The sequence below is a fragment of the Actinomadura sp. CNU-125 genome, assembly GCF_001942465.1.
GTDB lineage: Bacteria > Actinomycetota > Actinomycetes > Streptosporangiales > Streptosporangiaceae > Spirillospora.
Map to the genome: position 1 here is coordinate 1 of NZ_MKJY01000104.1, position 16155 is coordinate 16155.

A 16155-nucleotide genomic window follows, 5' to 3' on the forward strand; every position below is an offset into this window, starting at 1 on the left:
CTCGGGCTGCTCGCGCGGCGGGCGCGCGGCGGCGCGCGGAGCGTGCGGATCTCGCGGTTCCTCGGGGAACGGCGGCTGCCGCACATGATGGACTTCCAGGGGACGACCGTCGGCGGGCTGTCGGGCATGGACCGCGACCCGCGCACGGGCACCTGGTACTTCATCTCCGACGACCGGTGGCGCTACGACCCGGCCCGCTTCTACAGCGGGCGCGTGGACATCGACCCCGAGACCGGCGCGTTCTCGGGCGTGCGGATCAGCGGCGTCCACACGCTGAAGCGGCCGGACGGCGGCCCCTACCCGGGGTACGGCGAGCCCGGGTCGGCCGACCCGGAGGCCATCCGCTTCGACCCGCGCGGGAACCGGCTGCTGTGGGGCAACGAGGGCGACCGCCCCGACGAGACCCACCCGGACATCGCGCTGTCGCCGCTGACCGTCCAGTGGGCCGGCCGGGACGGCGAGCACCTCGGCGCGCTCCCGCTCCCGGCGAACCTGGAGCAGACCACCGAGCACCGGGGGCCGCGCCGCAACGCCGGCTTCGAGGCCGTCGCGATCGCCCCGCACCGGATCGCGGCGATGGCGGAGGGCCCGCGGTACGAGGACGGCGCGCCGCCCACGGCCGAACGGGGCGCGCCCGTCCGGCTGACGCTGTGGAACCGGGCCGGAGACCTGCGCACCCAGTACGTGTACCGGGTGGAGCCGCTCCCGGCGGCGCCGGTGCCCGCGGACGGGATCGCCGACAGCGGCGTGTCGGAGATCCTCGCGATCGACGACCACCGCTACCTCGCGCTCGAGCGCTCCTGGTTGGAAGGCGTCGGGTACCGGGTGCGGTTGTACGCGTTCGACACCCGGGGCGCCACCGACGTGCTGCGGCGCGACCGCGTGGACGACGGCCCGTACCGTCCGGTGACCAAGCGGCTGGTCGCCGACCTCGGCCGCTACACCGACCCGCTGCAGAACTTCGAGGCGATGGCGTGGGGGCCGCGCCTGCGGACGGGGGAGCGGACGCTGCTGATCGGCTCCGACGACAACTTCGACGGGCGCGAGGTCACCCAGTTCCTCGCGTTCGCCGTGCGGACGACCTGACCCGCCCGTCGCGCGGGGCACCGAATGACGGGCACCCGCGCGACGGGGCCGTGAACGCGGAGGGCCCGCCGGACATCGTGGTCCGGCGGGCCCTTCGTCCGTCCTGAAGCGGACGGTCAGACGGTCAGACGGCGAAGTCCAGCAGCGGGCGGGCGTTGCTGGGGTGCCGCAGCTTGGACAGCGACTCCTTCTCCAGCTGCCGGATCCGCTCCCGGGTCAGGCCGAGGGCGCGGCCGATCTCGTCGAGGGTCCGCGGCGTCCCGTCGTACAGCCCGAACCGCATCGCCATGATCTTGGCCTCGCGCGGGGACAGGATGTCGAGGGTGCGGCGCAGCTGGTCGGCCATGAGCTGGCGGTCGACCAGCTCGGACGCCTCGGGGCTGTCGGTGTCCTCGATCAGGTCGCCGATGCGGGTCTCGCCGTCCTCGCCGATGGTGGAGTCGAGGCTGATCGGCTGGCGGCTGGTGCGCAGCAGCTCGCGGACCTGCTCGGGGCTCTTGTCGAGCTCGACGGCCAGCTCCTCCGGGGTGGGCTCGCGGCCCAGCCGCTGGTGCATGTCGCGCTCGATGCGGCTCAGCTTGCTGAGCATCTCCAGCACGTGCACGGGCAGCCGGATCGTGCGGGCCGAGTCGGCGAAGCCGCGCTGGATGGCCTGGCGGATCCACCACATGGCGTAGGTCGAGAACTTGTAGCCCTTGGAGTAGTCGAACTTCTCCACGGCGCGGATCAGGCCGAGGTTGCCCTCCTGGACGACGTCCAGCAGCGACAGGCCGCGGTCGGAGTACTTCTTGGCGACCGACACCACGAGCCGGAGGTTGGCCTCCAGCATGTGGGCCTTGGCGCGGCGGCCGTCTGCGGCGACCCACTCCAGATCGATGCGCATCGCCGGGCTGAGCTGCTCGGTCTCGAGCTTGTGCTCGGCGTACAGGCCCGCCTCGATCCGCTTGGCGAGGTCGACCTCCTGCTCGGCGGTCAGCAGCTGGCGGCGCCCGATCGCCTTCAGGTAGGTGTGGACCGAGTCGCCCATGGTGGTCGACTGGTCGTCCAGGTCGGCCGGCTTGTCGGCGGCCTCGACCTCGGTGACATCGAACGCCTCGTCGGCGACCGCGCCGGCCGCGCCGCCGTCGCGGGCGTCTTGCCCGCGCCGCCGCCCCGTCCGGCGCCCGTCTTGGCACCGGTCTTGGGGGCCGCCTTCGCGGCGGTGGTCTTCTTCGCGGGCCGCTTGCGGCCGGGGGAGGGGACGTCCGCGCCGGCGGGGTGGTCGGCGGGATGCTCGGTGCGGGCGCCGCCGGGACGGCCGCGGCGGCGTTCACGGCGCCGTTCGCGGCGGACTTGCGGGCGGCGTCGGATTCGCCCGCGAGGCTGATGCCCGCCTCGGACAGCTCACGCAGGATCGAACGGCCCTGGGCCGGGCTGATACCGGCCGATTCGAAGGCCCCCCGGACCTCGTCGAGCGAGAGGCGCCCTTGGGCGCGGCCACGCTTCAGGAGGTCGTCGAGTGCCGGGCTCGTCGCCCCTGTGAGCGGGGTCTCTGCGGCGGTTCGCGGCATGGGGACGCCCCCCTCCCTTCGGTGGTGTGAATGCGGCGCGGATTGTCGTTCGCTGGTGGCGCACGCATCTATCGGAACGTCGCGAGGCCGGGTCGTTGTTCCCGGCGCCCCGGATCGGCGCCCTCGCCGCGGAGCGGGAGGGTGCCCCGGACAGAGCTTCGTGCCCGGCACGGACCGTCTCACACCGTCGGCCCGTCCAACAGAACCTTACTACGTAAAGGCGCCGGGCGGGGACACCGCCCGCATTTCACTCCGGACGTTTCGGCCGCAATGTCCGACCATAGCGCGCGATGACGCGTTCGCGCAGTTCAGGATCGTCCCGGGGGACCGGTTCGAGGAACACCTCGTCGATCTCGTCGTGCGCGTCCCGCAGCTCGTGCGCCATCCGTACACAGGCTCGCTCGAGATCGGCCGAGGTGATCGCGTCGCGGAAGTCCAGCCGCGCGCACACCAGCACCCGGTCGGCGCCGACCGTCATCGTGACGATGTCGACGAGCCATTCGACCTCGGGCGCGGCGGTGAGCCGGGCGCGGACGTCGGCGACCAGCCGCGGATCGGCCTGGGGGCCGATCAGCAGGTTCAGGTTGATCCGGCCGAGGACGAGCGCCACGGCGGTCAGCAGCACGCCGATCAGGATCGAGCCGACGCCGTCCCAGATCGCCGAGCCGGTGAGGTGGTGCAGGCCGAGGCCGCCGAACGCCAGCAGCAGGCCGATGAGGGCGGCCGAGTCCTCCAGCAGGACACTGATCGCGGTCGGCTCGTCGGTGCGGCGGATGTAGGCGGTGAACGGCAGCGCCTCGTCGCGGGCGGCGTCGCGGACCTGCCGGACGGCCTGCTGCCAGGAAATCGCCTCCAGCACGAAGGACACGCCGAGCACCGCGTACCCGACGAGCGGGTCGGCCTCCTCGCCGGTGTGCCCGGTGAGCGTCTGCACACCCTGGTAGAGCGCGAACAGCGCGCCCATCCCGAAGATCGCCACGGCGACGAGCAGCGTCCAGATGTAGCGTTCCTTGCCGTAGCCGAGGGGGTGGCTGCGGTCGGCGGGACGGCCGCTGCGGCGCAGTCCCACCATCAGCAGGACCTCGTTGAAGGTGTCGGCGACCGAGTGCGCGGCCTCGGCGGCCAGCGACGCCGACCCGGTGATCAGCGCCGCGACGATCTTGGCGATCGCGATGCCGAGGTTGGCCAGGAACGCCAGCGCGACGGTCAGCCCGCTCTCCCCGGCCTTGCCGCGGTCCCGTTGATCGGCCATGCCGATCGTCTTGCCCCGGGCGTCAGCGGCCATGCCCTCCGGGGCCGCGCAGCCGGACGCGGTCGGGCTTGCCGGACGGCAGCAGCGGGATACGCTCGACCAGCTCCAGCTCGCGGGGCGCCGCGTGGGCGGGCATCGTCTCCCGGACGAACGCGCGCAGCTCGGCCAGCGCGGGCGCCCCGGCCGTCCCGGCGGCCCCGCCGGACGGGACGACGACGGCGGTGACGCGCTCGCCCCATTCGGGGTCGGGCCGTCCGACGACCACGACGTCGCGGACCTTCGGGTGGCGGGCGAGCGCGGCGGCGATCTCGCCCGCGACGACCTTCTCGCCGCCGGTGTTGATCACGTCGTCGACGCGGCCGCGGACGCGCAGCCGCCCGTCGTCCTCGAAGGCGCCGAGGTCGCCGGTGACGAACCACTCGCCGTCGCGGGCCGTCGCGGTGAGGTCGGGGCGCAGCCGGTAGCCGGTGAACAGCGACGGCCCGGCGATGCGGATCCGGCCGTCGGCGGCGAGGCTCGCGCGGACGCCGTCCAGCGGGACGCCGTCGTAGACGCAGCCGCCGCACGTCTCGCTCATCCCGTAGGTGGTGAAGACGCGGGCGCCGCGGTCGCGGGCCCCGGCGAGCAGGGCGGGGGGCGCGGCGGCGCCGCCGAGGACGATGGCGCCGAGCTTGGACAGGTCGGTGCCGGCGTCGACGAGGCGGCGCAGCAGGGTGGGGACGAGCGCGACGTGCGCGCCGGGCGGTGCGGCCGCGGCGAGGTCGGCGGCGTCCGGTTTCGGCATGATGACCGGTTCGGTGCCGGCGACGAGGGAGCGGACGAGGACCTGGATCCCGGCGATGTGGCTGGTGGGCAGGCAGCACAGCCAGCGGTCGCCGGGCGCCGCGCCGATGCGGGCGAGGGTGGCGGCGGCCGAGGCGCGCAGGGCGGCGGCGGGCAGCTCGGTGAACTTGGGGGCGCGGTGGAGCCGGAGGTGGCGATGAGGACGGCGGTGCCGTCGGCGACGGGCTCGCCCGTCCCGGCGTGGGGCGCGACGCCCCGCGGGCGGTCTCGACGGCGTCCGGGGCGAGGGCGTCCAGCAGGGCGGCGAGCGCGGGGGCGGGCAGGTCGGGGGAGAGGGGGCAGATCGCGGGGCCGGTGCCGTCGAGGGCGGCGGTGAGCGCGGCGAACAGGCGGGGGCCGGGCGGGAGAACGACGGCGTGCAGGCGGCGATCCATGATCTCATCAGCGTAGACGACCCCGCTGAACGCGTTCGAATCGGCGGCGGGTTGAATGGGTGCGCCCGACGGAGAGGGAGACAGAGGACACATGGTCTCGGAGTTGTTCGACGCGGACGCCTGGCGCGAGGTCGAGGGGTTCGGCTTCACCGACATCACCTACCACCGTGCGGTGGAGCACGGGACGGTGCGGATCGCGTTCGATCGTCCGGAGGTGCGCAACGCGTTCCGTCCGCACACGGTGGACGAGCTGTACCGGGCGCTGGACCACGCGCGGATGTCGAGCGACGTGGGGTGCGTGCTGCTGACGGGGAACGGGCCGTCGCCGCGGGACGGCGGGTGGGCGTTCTGCTCGGGCGGGGACCAGCGGATCCGCGGGAAGGACGGCTACAAGTACGCCGAGGGGGAGACCTCGGACACGATCGACCCGGCGCGGGCGGGGCGGCTGCACATCCTGGAGGTGCAGCGGCTGATCCGCACGATGGGCAAGGTCGTGATCTGCGTGGTGCCGGGCTGGGCGGCGGGCGGCGGGCACAGCCTGCACGTGGTGTGCGACCTGACCCTGGCGAGCCGGGAGCACGCGCGGTTCAAGCAGACCGACGCCGACGTCGCCAGCTTCGACGGCGGGTTCGGTTCGGCGTACCTGGCGCGGCAGGTGGGGCAGAAGTTCGCGCGGGAGATCTTCTTCCTCGGCGACGCCTACGACGCGGAGGCGGCGCACCGGATGGGGATGGTGAACGCGGTCGTCCCGCACGCCGAGCTGGAGGCGACGGCGCTGGAGTGGGGCCGCAAGGTCAACGGCAAGAGCCCGACGGCGCAGCGGATGCTGAAGTTCGCGTTCAACCTGATCGACGACGGTCTGGTGGGGCAGCAGGTGTTCGCCGGGGAGGCGACGCGGCTGGCGTACGGGACCGATGAGGCCGCCGAGGGACGGGACTCGTTCCTGGAGAAGCGCGATCCCGACTGGTCGCGCTTCCCGTGGTACTACTAAACGGTCGTACGGACGGCGTGGTCTGCAATAGCGTGATTTCGGTGGACAGTCTGGGGGTTCGGCGGGTGCGGGTCTACTCCATCCCGATGCGGGCGCGGTTCCGCGGGATCACGCGCCGGGGAGGGCGCCCTGATCCAGGGGCCGGCCGGCTGGGGGGAGTTCTCGCCGTTCGCCGAGTACGGCCCGGCCGAGTGCGCCCGCTGGCTGGCCGCCGCCCGGGAGGCCGCCGACGAGGGGTGGCCGGCGCGGTCCGTGACCGGGTGCCGGTGAACGCGACGATCCCGGCGGTCGATCCCGGACGGGCGCACGCGATGGCGTCCGCCGCGGCCGAGGCCGGGTGCCGCACCGCGAAGGTGAAGGTGGCCGAGCGCGGGCAGGACGACGCCGACGATCTCGAACGGGTCGAGGCCGTCCGGTCGGCGCTGGGGCCGGACGGGCGGATCCGGGTGGACGCCAACGGCGGCTGGGACGTCGACCGCGCGGCGCGGATGATCCGGTCGCTGGACCGGTGGGAGCTGGAGTACGCCGAGCAGCCGTGCCCGACGCTGGAGGATCTGGCGGCGGTGCGGCGGCGGGTGGACGTGCCGATCGCCGCGGACGAGTCGATCCGCCGCGCCGAGGACCCGCTGAAGGTGCGGGCGGCGGGCGCGGCGGACGTCGCGGTGCTGAAGGTGCAGCCGCTGGGCGGGGTCCGGGCGGCGCTGCGGGTGGCGGAGGCGTGCGGGCTGCCGGTGGTGGTGTCGAGCGCGGTGGAGACGTCGGTGGGGCTGGCGGCGGGCGTGGCGCTCGCGGCGGCGCTGCCGGAGCTGCCGTACGCGTGCGGGCTGGGCACGCTGTCGCTGCTGGAGGGGGACGTGGTGGACGATCCGCTGCGCCCGTCCGGCGGGGCGATCGCGGTGCGGCGCCCGGTGGTGGACGAGGCGGCGCTGGCGCGGTTCGAGGCGCCCGCGGACGGGTGGCGGCGGCGCGCCGAGGAGGCGCGGGCCCATCTGGGGGGTGGCGCGTGAATCCGGCGACCGCGCTGGCGACGGTGCTGGTGGACGAGCTGCTGCGCTGCGGGATGACCGACGCGGTGGTGGCGCCGGGGTCGCGGTCGGCGCCGCTGGCGCTGGCGATGCACGCGGCGGAGAAGGCGGGCCGGCTGCGGCTGCACGTGCGGATCGACGAGCGGTCGGCGTCGTTCCTGGGGCTGGGGCTGGCGAAGCGGTCGGGTCGTCCGGTGGCGCTGGTGTGCACGTCGGGGACGGCGGCGGCGAACTTCCATCCGGCGGTGATCGAGGCGGACCGGTCGGGGGTGCCGCTGGTCGTGATCACCGCGGATCGTCCGCCGGAGCTGCGCGACACCGGCGCGAACCAGACGATCGACCAGGTGAAGCTGTACGGGACGGCGGTGCGGTGGAGCACCGAGGTCGGTGCGCCGGAGAACCGTCCGGGGATGGTGGCGTACTGGCGGTCGCTGGTGAGCCGGGCGTGGGGGCTGGCGCAGGCGCGGTGCGGGGCCCGGTGCATCTGAACGCGTCGTTCCGGGAGCCGCTGATCCCCGACGGGGACGAGTCGTGGTGCGAGCCGCTGGACGGCGACGCGTCGGGCGCGTGGACGAAGGTGCGGGCGGCGACGCCGGGTTCGGTGCTGCACGTGCCGCCGACGCGGCGCGGGGTGCTGGTCGTCGGGGACGGCGCGGTGAACGTCAAGCGGTACGTGGCGGCGGCGTCGATGGCGGGCTGGCCGGTGCTGTCGGAGCCGAACGGCAACGCCCGGTACGGCGATCACGCGCTGACGTCGTACCACTTCCTGCTGGGGATTCCGGAGTTCGTGGAGGCGCACCGCCCGGAGGTGGTGGTGACGCTGGGCAAGCCGGGGCTGTCGCGGCCGCTGCTGTCGCTGCTGCGGCGGGCCGAGGAGCACATCGTGCTGGCGCCCGATCTGGCGAACTGGGCCGATCCGGTGCGGTCGGCGACGCAGGTGGCGCCGGAGGTGGAGATCCCGGTGGTGTCGGGCGACGACGCGTGGCTGAAGTCGTGGCGGTCGGCCGACCGGGCGGCGGCCGCGGCGGTGGACGCCGTGCTGGACGCCGTCCCGGAGGTGAGCGAGCCGCGGCTGGCGCGGGATCTGGTGGCGGCGCTGCCGGGCGGGTCGCTGCTGTTCGCGGCGGCGAGCATGCCGATCCGGGATCTGGACCAGGTGATGCGGCCGCGGCGCGGCATCCGGGTGATGGCGATCGGGGCGCGTCGGGGATCGACGGGCTGATCTCGACGGCGATGGGGGCGGCGCTGGCGCACAGCGGCCGCTCGTACGCGCTGCTGGGCGATCTGGCGTTCCTGCACGACCAGAACGGGCTGGTGGTGGGGCCGCACGATCCGCTGCCGGACATGGCGATCGTGGTGGTGAACAACCAGGGCGGCGGGATCTTCTCGCTGCTGCCGCAGGCGGCGCTGCACGACCCGTTCGAGCGGGTCTTCGGGACCCCGCACCGGGTCGATGTGGAGTCGATCGCCGCGGCGCACGGCGTCCCGTACCGGCGGCTGGAGGCGGCCGCGGACCTGCCGAAGGCGATCACGGGGGACGGGCTGCGGATCGTGGAGGCCCGCACCGACCGGGACGCCAACGCGGTCCTGCACGGGCAGATGCGCAAGGCGGCGTACACGGCCGTCGGCGAGGCGCTCGGTCTTTAGCCTTTCGCGGGGGTTCCGGCGGGCAGGATGCGGGGGTGGACACCTCGATCGTGCTTTTCACGCGGGACCTGCGGGTCCGTGACAATCCGGCGCTCGCGCAGGCGTGCCGCGCCGGTCGTGTCGTGCCGCTGTTCGTGCTGGACGACGCGATCCTGGGCCGGCGTCCCGCACCGAACCGCGTCCGGTTCCTGCTGGACGCCCTGGAGTGCCTGCGCGGGTCGCTGCGGGACGCCGGCGGGGATCTGGTGGTGCGGCGCGGCGACCCAGCGCGCACGTCGCGCGGCTCGCCGAGCGGACGGGCGCGGGGGCGGTGGCGCTCGCCGACGACCGGTCGGCGGCGCGGCGGGCGGCTGGCGTCGTTGCGCGGCCTGGGCCTGCGGGTGACGGTCCATCCGGGCGTGACCGTGGTGCCGCCGGGGGAGCTGACGCCCGCGGGCGGCGACCACTATCGCGTGTTCACGCCGTACTGGCGGGTGTGGGAGCGGGGCGCCGCGGCGTCCGGTCGAGGCGGTCCCGGAGGCGGTGCGGCTGCCGTCCGGTGCGGATCGGGGCCGCTGCCGCCCTCGCGGGTCCTGACCGGCGGGGCGTCCCCGGTACTGCCCGAGGGCGGGGAGCGGGCGGGCCGCCGCCGGATGGCGGCGTGGCTGCGCCGCGACGCCGCCGTCTACGACGACGTCCGCGACGACCTGGCGGCCGACCGCACGTCCCGGCTGGGGCCGTACCTGCGGTTCGGGTGCGTGTCGCCGCTGGAGCTGGCGAACGCGACGGGGGAGGGGTTCCGGCGGCAGCTCGCGTGGCGGGATTTCCACCATCAGGTCGCCGCGGCGTTCCCCGGGCTGCCCCGCCGCGACTACCGTCCGCGCGGGCACCGCTGGAACCGTGACCGGGACGCGTTGGAGGCGTGGCGGGACGGGACGACGGGGGTCCCGATCGTCGACGCGGGGATGCGGCAGCTGCGCCGCGAGGGGTTCATGCACAACCGGGCCCGCATGATCACCGCGTCGTTCCTGACCAGGAACCTGCGGATCGACTGGCGGGAGGGGCTGGCGCACTTCGACGCGTGGCTGCTGGACGGGGACGTGGCCGACGACGCGGGGAACTGGCAGTGGGTCGCCGGGACGGGGAACGACACGCGGCCGAACCGGACGCTGAGCCCGCTGCGGCAGGCGTCCCGCTTCGACCCGGCGGGGGAGTACGTGCGCGCGTACGTCCCGGAGCTGGCGGGGATCGGGGGCGGGGCCGTCCACCGCCCTTGGCGGCTGCCGGAGGAGCGCCGCCGGACCTTGGACTACCCGCCGCCGATCATCGACCTCGACTGAATGTTGAGCCCTAAAATTACAACGTAAAGGCGCCGGGCGGGTCGCAGAACCCCAGCCTCCAAACGACCAACCCCGCCAGCAAGACCAACCGGCTCAGCGAGCCGAGTCGGGGCGGATCCGGGCGGATCTCAGATGAGGAGGCGGTCCTGGAGGGCCTCGGTGTCCTCGTCCGTCCAGCCGTGGGTGGTGAGCCAGCCGACGGCGCCGCCGGATTCCTCCTCCAGGCGCGTCAGGACTTTCTCCATGATCGTGGGGTCGGGGCGGTGGGCGTCGGCGGGGAGCCCGTCGAGGTCCTTGGCATAGGTGCTGGTGCCGCGCAGGCGCGCCAGGACGGCGTCGAGCCGTTCGGCCGTCCGGGCGTAGTCGGCGACGATCGCCTCGCGGGTGACGCCCGCGGTCTCCAGGGCGAGGGCGCAGACGACGCCGGTGCGGTCCTTGCCGGCGGCGCAGTGCACGAGGGTGGAGCCGTCGGTGCGGGTCATGACGCGCAGGGCGGCCACGACGGAGTCGCCGCGGTCGCGCAGGTAGCCGAGGTAGTGGCCGATGGAGCGTTCCTGGGCCGGCAGCGCGCGGGCGGCGGTGTCGGCGGCGGTGTTCGCCGTGGTGTCGGCGGCGACGTCGGTGCGGTGTCCGCCTTCGGGCAGGAGCGGGAGCTGGTGGACGGTGACGGACGGGACGCGGTTGAGGGGGCCGGGGCCCTCCAGTCGGATCTCGTTGGAGCTGCGCAGGTCGACGATGTTCTTGAGCTCGTAGTCGTCGCACAGGAGCCGGACGTCGGCGACGCTGAGGTCCTGCAGGTTGTCGGAGCGCAGGACCCGCCCGTACCGGGTGGTGCGGCCGTCGGCCGTGGGGAGGCCGCCGAGGTCCCGGGCGTTGACCGCGCCGTCCAGTTCGATCCACCGAATGTCACCGCTCATGAATTGTGACCCTATATGGCCGGTCTGTCGGTTGTGCGGTTCAGGGTCGCGGTTCGCACCGCGAAGTAGGGCTGTTCGCACCTCGCCGCGGGTTGCGGATCGCCCGGAGGGACGACTTGCGGCGGCGGCGACCGAGACCTGGGAGCCAGACGAGGGATGGCTCCGCAGCGTGGAGTGACGCCGACCCCCGGCTACGTAGCGTGTTCGGCGACCGTCCTCTTCCCGATAGGAGCGCCCATGCCCGCGAGCCCGCCCGCCGTCGCCGCGCCCCCCGCGCACGTCCGCGCCCGCGTCACCACCGGACCGGGCGGGCGGCAGCGACTTCGCGCCGCTCGCGCGGAAGGTCCGGGAGAGCGGCCTGCTGGACCGGCGCCCGGCCTACTACGCGTGGACGATCACGCTGAACCTGGTGGCGACGGCCGCGGTGTGGGCGGCGATCGCGTGGACGGGCGCGTCGTGGTGGTCGGTGCTGCTGGCGGTTCCGCTGGCGGTGCTGTCGGCGCGGACGGCGTTCCTGGGGCATGACGCGGGGCATCGGCAGATCGCCCGGACGGCGAAGGGGAACCGGTGGCTGGGGCTGCTGCTGGGGAACCTGCTGCTGGGGATGGGGCACGGCTGGTGGAGCGACAAGCACAATCGGCATCACGCGAACCCGAACCATGTGGGGAAGGACCCCGATGTCGGGGAGGGGGTGCTGGCGTGGACGGAGGAGCAGGCGTCGCGCAGCGCGGTCCGCTGCGGTGGGTGGCGCGGCATCAGGCGTGGTTGTTCTTCCCGCTGCTGACGCTGGAGGGGTTCAACCTGAAGGTGGGCAGCGCGCTGTTCCTGCGGGGGCGGCCGCGCGGTGCGCGGCTGCTGGAGGGCGGTCTGCTGCTGGCGCACACGGTGGCGTATCTGGGGCTGGCGTTCGCGTTGCTGTCGCCGGGGAAGGCCGTGGTGCTGATCCTGATTCATCAGGCGCTGTTCGGGGTGCATCTCGGGTCGGTGTTCGCGCCGAACCACAAGGGGATGGAGATGCCTGAGCCGGGTGCGCGGTGGGGGCATCTGCGGCGGCAGGTGCTGACGTCGCGGAACGTGCGCGGTGGTGTGGTGGTCGACTGGATGATGGGCGGGCTGAACTATCAGATCGAGCATCATCTGTTCCCGGGGATTCCGCGGTGCAGCCTGCGGCGGGTGCGTCCGCTGGTGATGGAGCATTGTGAGCGGGTGGGGCTGCCGTACGTGGAGACGGGGCTGGTGGAGTCGTACCGGCAGGCGCTGGGGCATATGCGTGAGGTGGGCGCGGGTCTGCGGGCGGAGGACGGCCGGGGCTGAGCGCCGAGGACCGGCGCCCGGGGCGGGGGCCCGGGTGCCGGTGTTCGGGCGTTGTGGGGCGGGCGGGCGCCGTATGCTTGCCGATCATGCCTGAAGGACACACCGTTCATCGTCTGGCCGCCGAGCATCAGCGGATGTTCGGCGGCCGTCCCGTTGCCGCCGAGAGTCCGCAGGGGCGGTTCGCCGCCGGTGCGGCGCGTCTGGACGGGCGGGTTCTGGTGGAGGCGGACGCGCACGGCAAGCATCTGCTGGTGCGGTTCGACGATGACGTGACGTTGCATGTGCATCTGGGGATTTACGGGAAGCTGGCGTTCGGTGCGGTTCCGGCGCCCGCGCCGGTGGGTGCGGTGCGGTTGCGGTTGTCGGGGCGGGGCGGGTACGCGGATCTGCGGGGGCCGAACGCGTGCGAGCTGCTGGAGCCGGGTGAGGTGAAGCGGCTGCGGGATCGGCTGGGGCCGATCCGCTGCGGGGCGATGCGGATCCGGACGAGGCGTGGCGGCGGATCTCGCGGAGCCGGGTGCCGGTGGCGGCGTTGTTGATGGATCAGGCGGTGGTGGCGGGGCCGGGGAACATTTACCGTGCGGAGGTGCTGTTCCGGCAGGGTGTGGATCCGATGCTGCCGGGGCGTGGCGTGGGCCGGGCGGTGTGGTCGGCGTTGTGGGACGACCTGGTGGTTCTGATGGCGGAGGGTGTGCGGACGGGGCGGATCGACACGGTGCGGGCGGAGCATACGCCGGAGGCGATGGGGCGTGCGCCGCGGGTGGACGATCACGGTGGTGAGGTGTACGTGTACCGGCGGGCGGGGCTGCCGTGTCTGGTGTGCGGTGCGGAGGTGCGGGCGGCGGTGCTGGCGGGACGGAATCTGTTCTGGTGTCCGGGGTGTCAGCCGTCGTCGGGGGTGTGAGGGGTTCGTGAGGCGGGCGTCCCCGGCGTGCTCGCGTGTGGGCGCGCCGGGGATCGCGGTGTTGCGGTGCGGGGTTGGTGGCGGTTCAGCGTCCGGTGAGCGACTCGTCGTCGGCGGAGGTGCCTGCGGGGGACGCGCCGTCGGCGTCGGTGTCGGTGTCGGTGTCGGCGTCGTCCGTGGCGTCGTCGTGGGCGGTCGCGGGCACGGTGCCGTTCGGGCCGGGGATGGGCACGTCGTCGTCGGTCTGCGGTGTGCGGCCCTTGCGGCGGTCGCGTTTGTGGCGGAGGCGGGCCGCGAAGGGTTCGGTGCCGCGCGCGAGGATCGGGCCGGCGACGGCCAGGATCAGGACGTAGGCGGCGGCGAGCGGGCCGAGTTCGGGGTTGATTCCGGCGCTGACGGCCAGGCCCGCGATGACGATGTTGAATTCGCCGCGGGGGACGAGGGCGGCGCCGGCGCGCAGGCGTCCGGTGACGGTGACGCCGGCGTTGCGGGCGGCGAGCCATCCGCTGCCGAGTTTGGTGGCGATTCCGGCGACGGCGAGGAGGGCGGCGATGAGCAGGACCGGGGGGAGGTCGCCGGGGTCGGTGTGGAGGCCGAAGAAGACGAAGAACACCGCGGCGAACAGGTCGCGCAGGGGGGCGAGGAGTTTCTGGGCGGTGTGGGCGAGGCTGCCGGACAGGGCGATGCCGACGAGGAAGGCGCCGACGGCGGCGGAGACCTGGAGTTGCTGGGCGATTCCGGCGACCAGCATGGTCAGGCCGAGGACTTTCAGCAGCAGGACTTCTTCGTTGGGGCTGTGGACGAAGCGTTCGACCAGTGATCCGAAGCGGAGGGCGATGATGAGGATGACGGTGATGGTGCCGGCGGCGATGGCGAGGGTGATGGAGCCGCTGACGAGTCCGGCGCCGGCGAGCAGGGCGGTGAGGATCGGCAGGTAGACGGCCATCGCGAGGTCTTCGAAGACCAGGATGGACAGGACGGCGGGGGTTTCGCGGTTGCCGAGCCAGCCGAGGTCGCCCATGACTTTGGCGGTGATGCCGGAGGAGGTGACGTAGGTGATGCCGCCCATGGCGACGGCGGCGACGGGTCCCCAGCCGAGGAGGAGCGCGACGATGACGCCGGGGGCGGCGTTGAGGACGAGGTCGGCGAGGCCGACGGGCGCGGATGTTCGCAGGGTGCCGACGAGTTCGTCGGCGGTGTATTCGAGGCCGAGGGTGAACAGCAGGAGGATGACTCCGATTTCGGAGCCGATGGAGATGAAGTCTTCGCTGGTGGTGAGGGGGTAGATGCCGCCGGTGCCGAAGGCGAGGCCGGCGATGAGGTAGAGGGGGATGGGGGAGATGGAGAAGCGGTTGGAGACGGCGCCCAGGAGGCCGAGGGCGAGGATGACGGCGCCGATTTCGATGAGTTGGAGAGTGGAGTGCATATGGTCAGCCGTCGGTGAGGATTCGGGCGACGGCGGTGGTCCCTTCGGCGGTGCCTACGACGACGACGTAGTCGCCTGCGGAGAAGGTGAAGTCGGGGGTGGGGCTGGGGATGATGCGTTTGTCGCGGACGACGGCGACGATGGAGGCGCTGGTGCGGGTGCGGGCGCGGGTGTCGCCGAGGGTGCGTCCGTCGTAGGGGGAGCCGGGTGTGATGGGGAGTTGTTCGGTGTTGAGGCCGCCGACCTGGCGTTGGAGTTCGGCGAGGTGTTCCAGGACGCGTCCGGTGCCGAGGAGTTCGGCGATGGCGTTGGCTTCCTCGACGGTGAGGGCGACGGTGGCGATGCAGCTGTCGGGGTCTTCTTTGTCGTAGATGACGAGGTCGCGGCGTCCGGTGCGGTGGGAGATGACGCCGAGCTGGCGGCCGCGTGCGGTGGTCATGACGTGCTGGAGGCCGATGCCGGGGAGTTTGGTGCGTTCGAGGTCCACGGTGGTCTGTTCTTTCCGGTCTGTGGGTGGGTTGTGGTGCCCGGCGGTGGGCCGGTTCTCCGGTGTGCGGCCGGTGCCGTTCGACGGTACCCGGTGGGGAGGGGTACGGCCCGAAATGATCGCAGACGGGCGTGGTGGCGCGGGACGCGGGGTGGTTGACCTGCGGTCGAGTGCGGCGTCCGTACGGGGTGCGTGCGGCGTGCGTGCGGTGCCCGGGTGGAGCGGGTCAGCCGTGGAGGGCGTGGCGCATGGCGCCGAATTTGTGGCCGGCTTCGGCGAGTTCGGCGGCGGGGTCGGAGTCGGCGACGATGCCGCAGCCGGCGAAGAGGCGGGCGCGGGGGCCGTCGAGCTGGGCGCAGCGCAGGGCGATGCCCCATTCGCCGTCGCCGCGGGCGTCGACCCAGCCGACGGGGCCGGCGTAGCGGCCGCGGTCCATGCCTTCGAGTTCGCGGATGAGGTTCATGGCGGTGCCGGTGGGGGTGCCGCAGACGGCGGGGGGTGGGGTGGAGGGCGGCGACGACGTCGCGGACGGTGCGGTCGCCGGTGAGCCGGCCGCGGATGGGGGAGGCCAGGTGCAGGAGGTTGGGCAGGTGCAGCAGTTCGGGTTCGGCGGGGACGTCGAAGGTGCTGCAGAGGGGGGGCGAGGGCGTCGCGGACCATGTCGGCGGCGTAGCGGTGCTCTTCGCGGTCCTTGGGGGAGGCGGCGAGGCGGGCGGCGCGGGCGGCGTTCTCGGCGGGGTCTGCGGCGCGGGGGGTGGTGCCGGCCAGGACGAGGGATTCGATGTCGCCGCCGGCGCGGCGGATGAGGAGTTCGGGGGTGGCGCCGACCATGCCGTCGCAGGAGAAGGTGTAGCAGCCGGGGAACCGGTCGGCGAGGCGGCGCAGCAGGGTGCGGGCGTCGATGGGTTCGCGGGCGTGGGCGTGCAGGTCGCGGGCGAGGACGACTTTGCCGAGGCGGCCTTGGGCGGATGCGGGTGACGGCGGCGGCGACGGCGGTGGTTTCCAGTCGTCGGGGGTGCG

At 73.6% G+C, this 16155-nt stretch carries 10 protein-coding genes and 5 pseudogenes; 8 read left to right on the forward strand and 7 right to left on the reverse strand.

The features are described 5' to 3' along the window. Positions 1 to 1086, forward strand: a 1086-nt coding sequence (locus BJF79_RS13510; protein WP_143219889.1) for an esterase-like activity of phytase family protein, incomplete at its 5' end; no start/stop codon positions are given. 124 nt (positions 1087 to 1210) lie between these two features. On the opposite strand, the pseudogene BJF79_RS65530 reads toward BJF79_RS13510, so the two are convergent. The 3 genes and pseudogenes from BJF79_RS65530 to BJF79_RS13525 form a co-directional block, all read right to left on the reverse strand. After that, a pseudogene (locus BJF79_RS65530) lies at positions 1211 to 2636 on the reverse strand (RNA polymerase sigma factor). A gap of 247 nt (positions 2637 to 2883) precedes the next feature. Further along, positions 2884 to 3921, reverse strand: coding sequence for a cation diffusion facilitator family transporter (locus BJF79_RS13520; RefSeq protein ID WP_262401964.1), 1038 nt, complete (start codon positions 3919 to 3921; stop codon positions 2884 to 2886). After that, positions 3911 to 5113, reverse strand: coding sequence for an AMP-binding enzyme (locus BJF79_RS13525; RefSeq protein ID WP_262401965.1), 1203 nt, complete (start codon positions 5111 to 5113; stop codon positions 3911 to 3913). Before BJF79_RS13525 ends, BJF79_RS13520 begins: the two co-directional genes overlap by 11 nt. Before the next feature lie 83 nt (positions 5114 to 5196). On the opposite strand from BJF79_RS13525, the gene BJF79_RS13530 reads away from it, so the two are divergent. The 4 genes and pseudogenes from BJF79_RS13530 to BJF79_RS13545 all read left to right on the forward strand — a co-directional run bounded on the left by BJF79_RS13530 (position 5197) and on the right by BJF79_RS13545 (position 10087). Next, positions 5197 to 6096, forward strand: a complete 900-nt coding sequence (locus BJF79_RS13530; RefSeq protein ID WP_075897565.1) for a 1,4-dihydroxy-2-naphthoyl-CoA synthase — start codon at positions 5197 to 5199, stop codon at positions 6094 to 6096. An 86-nt stretch (positions 6097 to 6182) separates the two neighbouring features. After that, a pseudogene (locus tag BJF79_RS13535) lies at positions 6183 to 7103 on the forward strand (o-succinylbenzoate synthase). Further along, positions 7100 to 8768 (forward strand): annotated as a pseudogene (gene menD / locus BJF79_RS13540) (2-succinyl-5-enolpyruvyl-6-hydroxy-3-cyclohexene-1-carboxylic-acid synthase). The pseudogenes BJF79_RS13535 and menD overlap by 4 nt, the downstream one beginning before the upstream one ends. A gap of 35 nt (positions 8769 to 8803) precedes the next feature. Further along, positions 8804 to 10087 carry a cryptochrome/photolyase family protein gene (locus BJF79_RS13545; RefSeq protein ID WP_143219890.1) on the forward strand — a complete coding sequence of 428 codons (1284 nt, stop codon included), beginning with the start codon at positions 8804 to 8806 and terminating at the stop codon, positions 10085 to 10087. 128 nt (positions 10088 to 10215) lie between these two features. Here the strand turns inward: BJF79_RS13545 and BJF79_RS13550 are convergent, their stop codons facing one another. Continuing rightward, entirely contained in the window at positions 10216 to 11004 is a 789-nt protein-coding gene (locus tag BJF79_RS13550; protein WP_075897567.1) for a tyrosine-protein phosphatase, read from the reverse strand. 409 nt (positions 11005 to 11413) lie between these two features. Between BJF79_RS13550 and BJF79_RS65535 the strand changes: the two genes are divergently transcribed. The 3 genes and pseudogenes from BJF79_RS65535 (at position 11414) to BJF79_RS13560 (ending at position 13222) form a co-directional block, all read left to right on the forward strand. Further along, positions 11414 to 11788 (forward strand): fatty acid desaturase, encoded by a 375-nt coding sequence (locus BJF79_RS65535; RefSeq protein WP_316043341.1) that lies wholly within the window; start codon positions 11414 to 11416, stop codon positions 11786 to 11788. Next, positions 11770 to 12318, forward strand: coding sequence for a fatty acid desaturase family protein (locus BJF79_RS65540; RefSeq protein ID WP_316043342.1), 549 nt, complete (start codon positions 11770 to 11772; stop codon positions 12316 to 12318). The genes BJF79_RS65535 and BJF79_RS65540 overlap by 19 nt, the downstream gene beginning before the upstream one ends. 86 nt (positions 12319 to 12404) lie before the next feature. Continuing rightward, positions 12405 to 13222, forward strand: a pseudogene (locus BJF79_RS13560) (Fpg/Nei family DNA glycosylase). Positions 13223 to 13307: 85 nt separating this feature from the next. Here the strand turns inward: BJF79_RS13560 and BJF79_RS13565 are convergent. The 3 genes and pseudogenes from BJF79_RS13565 to BJF79_RS13580 form a co-directional block, all read right to left on the reverse strand. Continuing rightward, the gene (locus BJF79_RS13565; RefSeq protein ID WP_083733400.1) at positions 13308 to 14648 is read right to left on the reverse strand and encodes a cation:proton antiporter; all 1341 of its coding nucleotides are present in this window, start codon (positions 14646 to 14648) and stop codon (positions 13308 to 13310) included. A 4-nt stretch (positions 14649 to 14652) separates the two neighbouring features. After that, positions 14653 to 15135: a cation:proton antiporter regulatory subunit gene (locus BJF79_RS13570; protein WP_083733401.1), complete on the reverse strand. Its 483-nt coding sequence runs from the start codon at positions 15133 to 15135 to the stop codon at positions 14653 to 14655. Positions 15136 to 15361: 226 nt separating this feature from the next. Continuing rightward, a pseudogene (locus BJF79_RS13580) lies at positions 15362 to 16155 on the reverse strand (isochorismate synthase MenF); the annotation flags it as partial.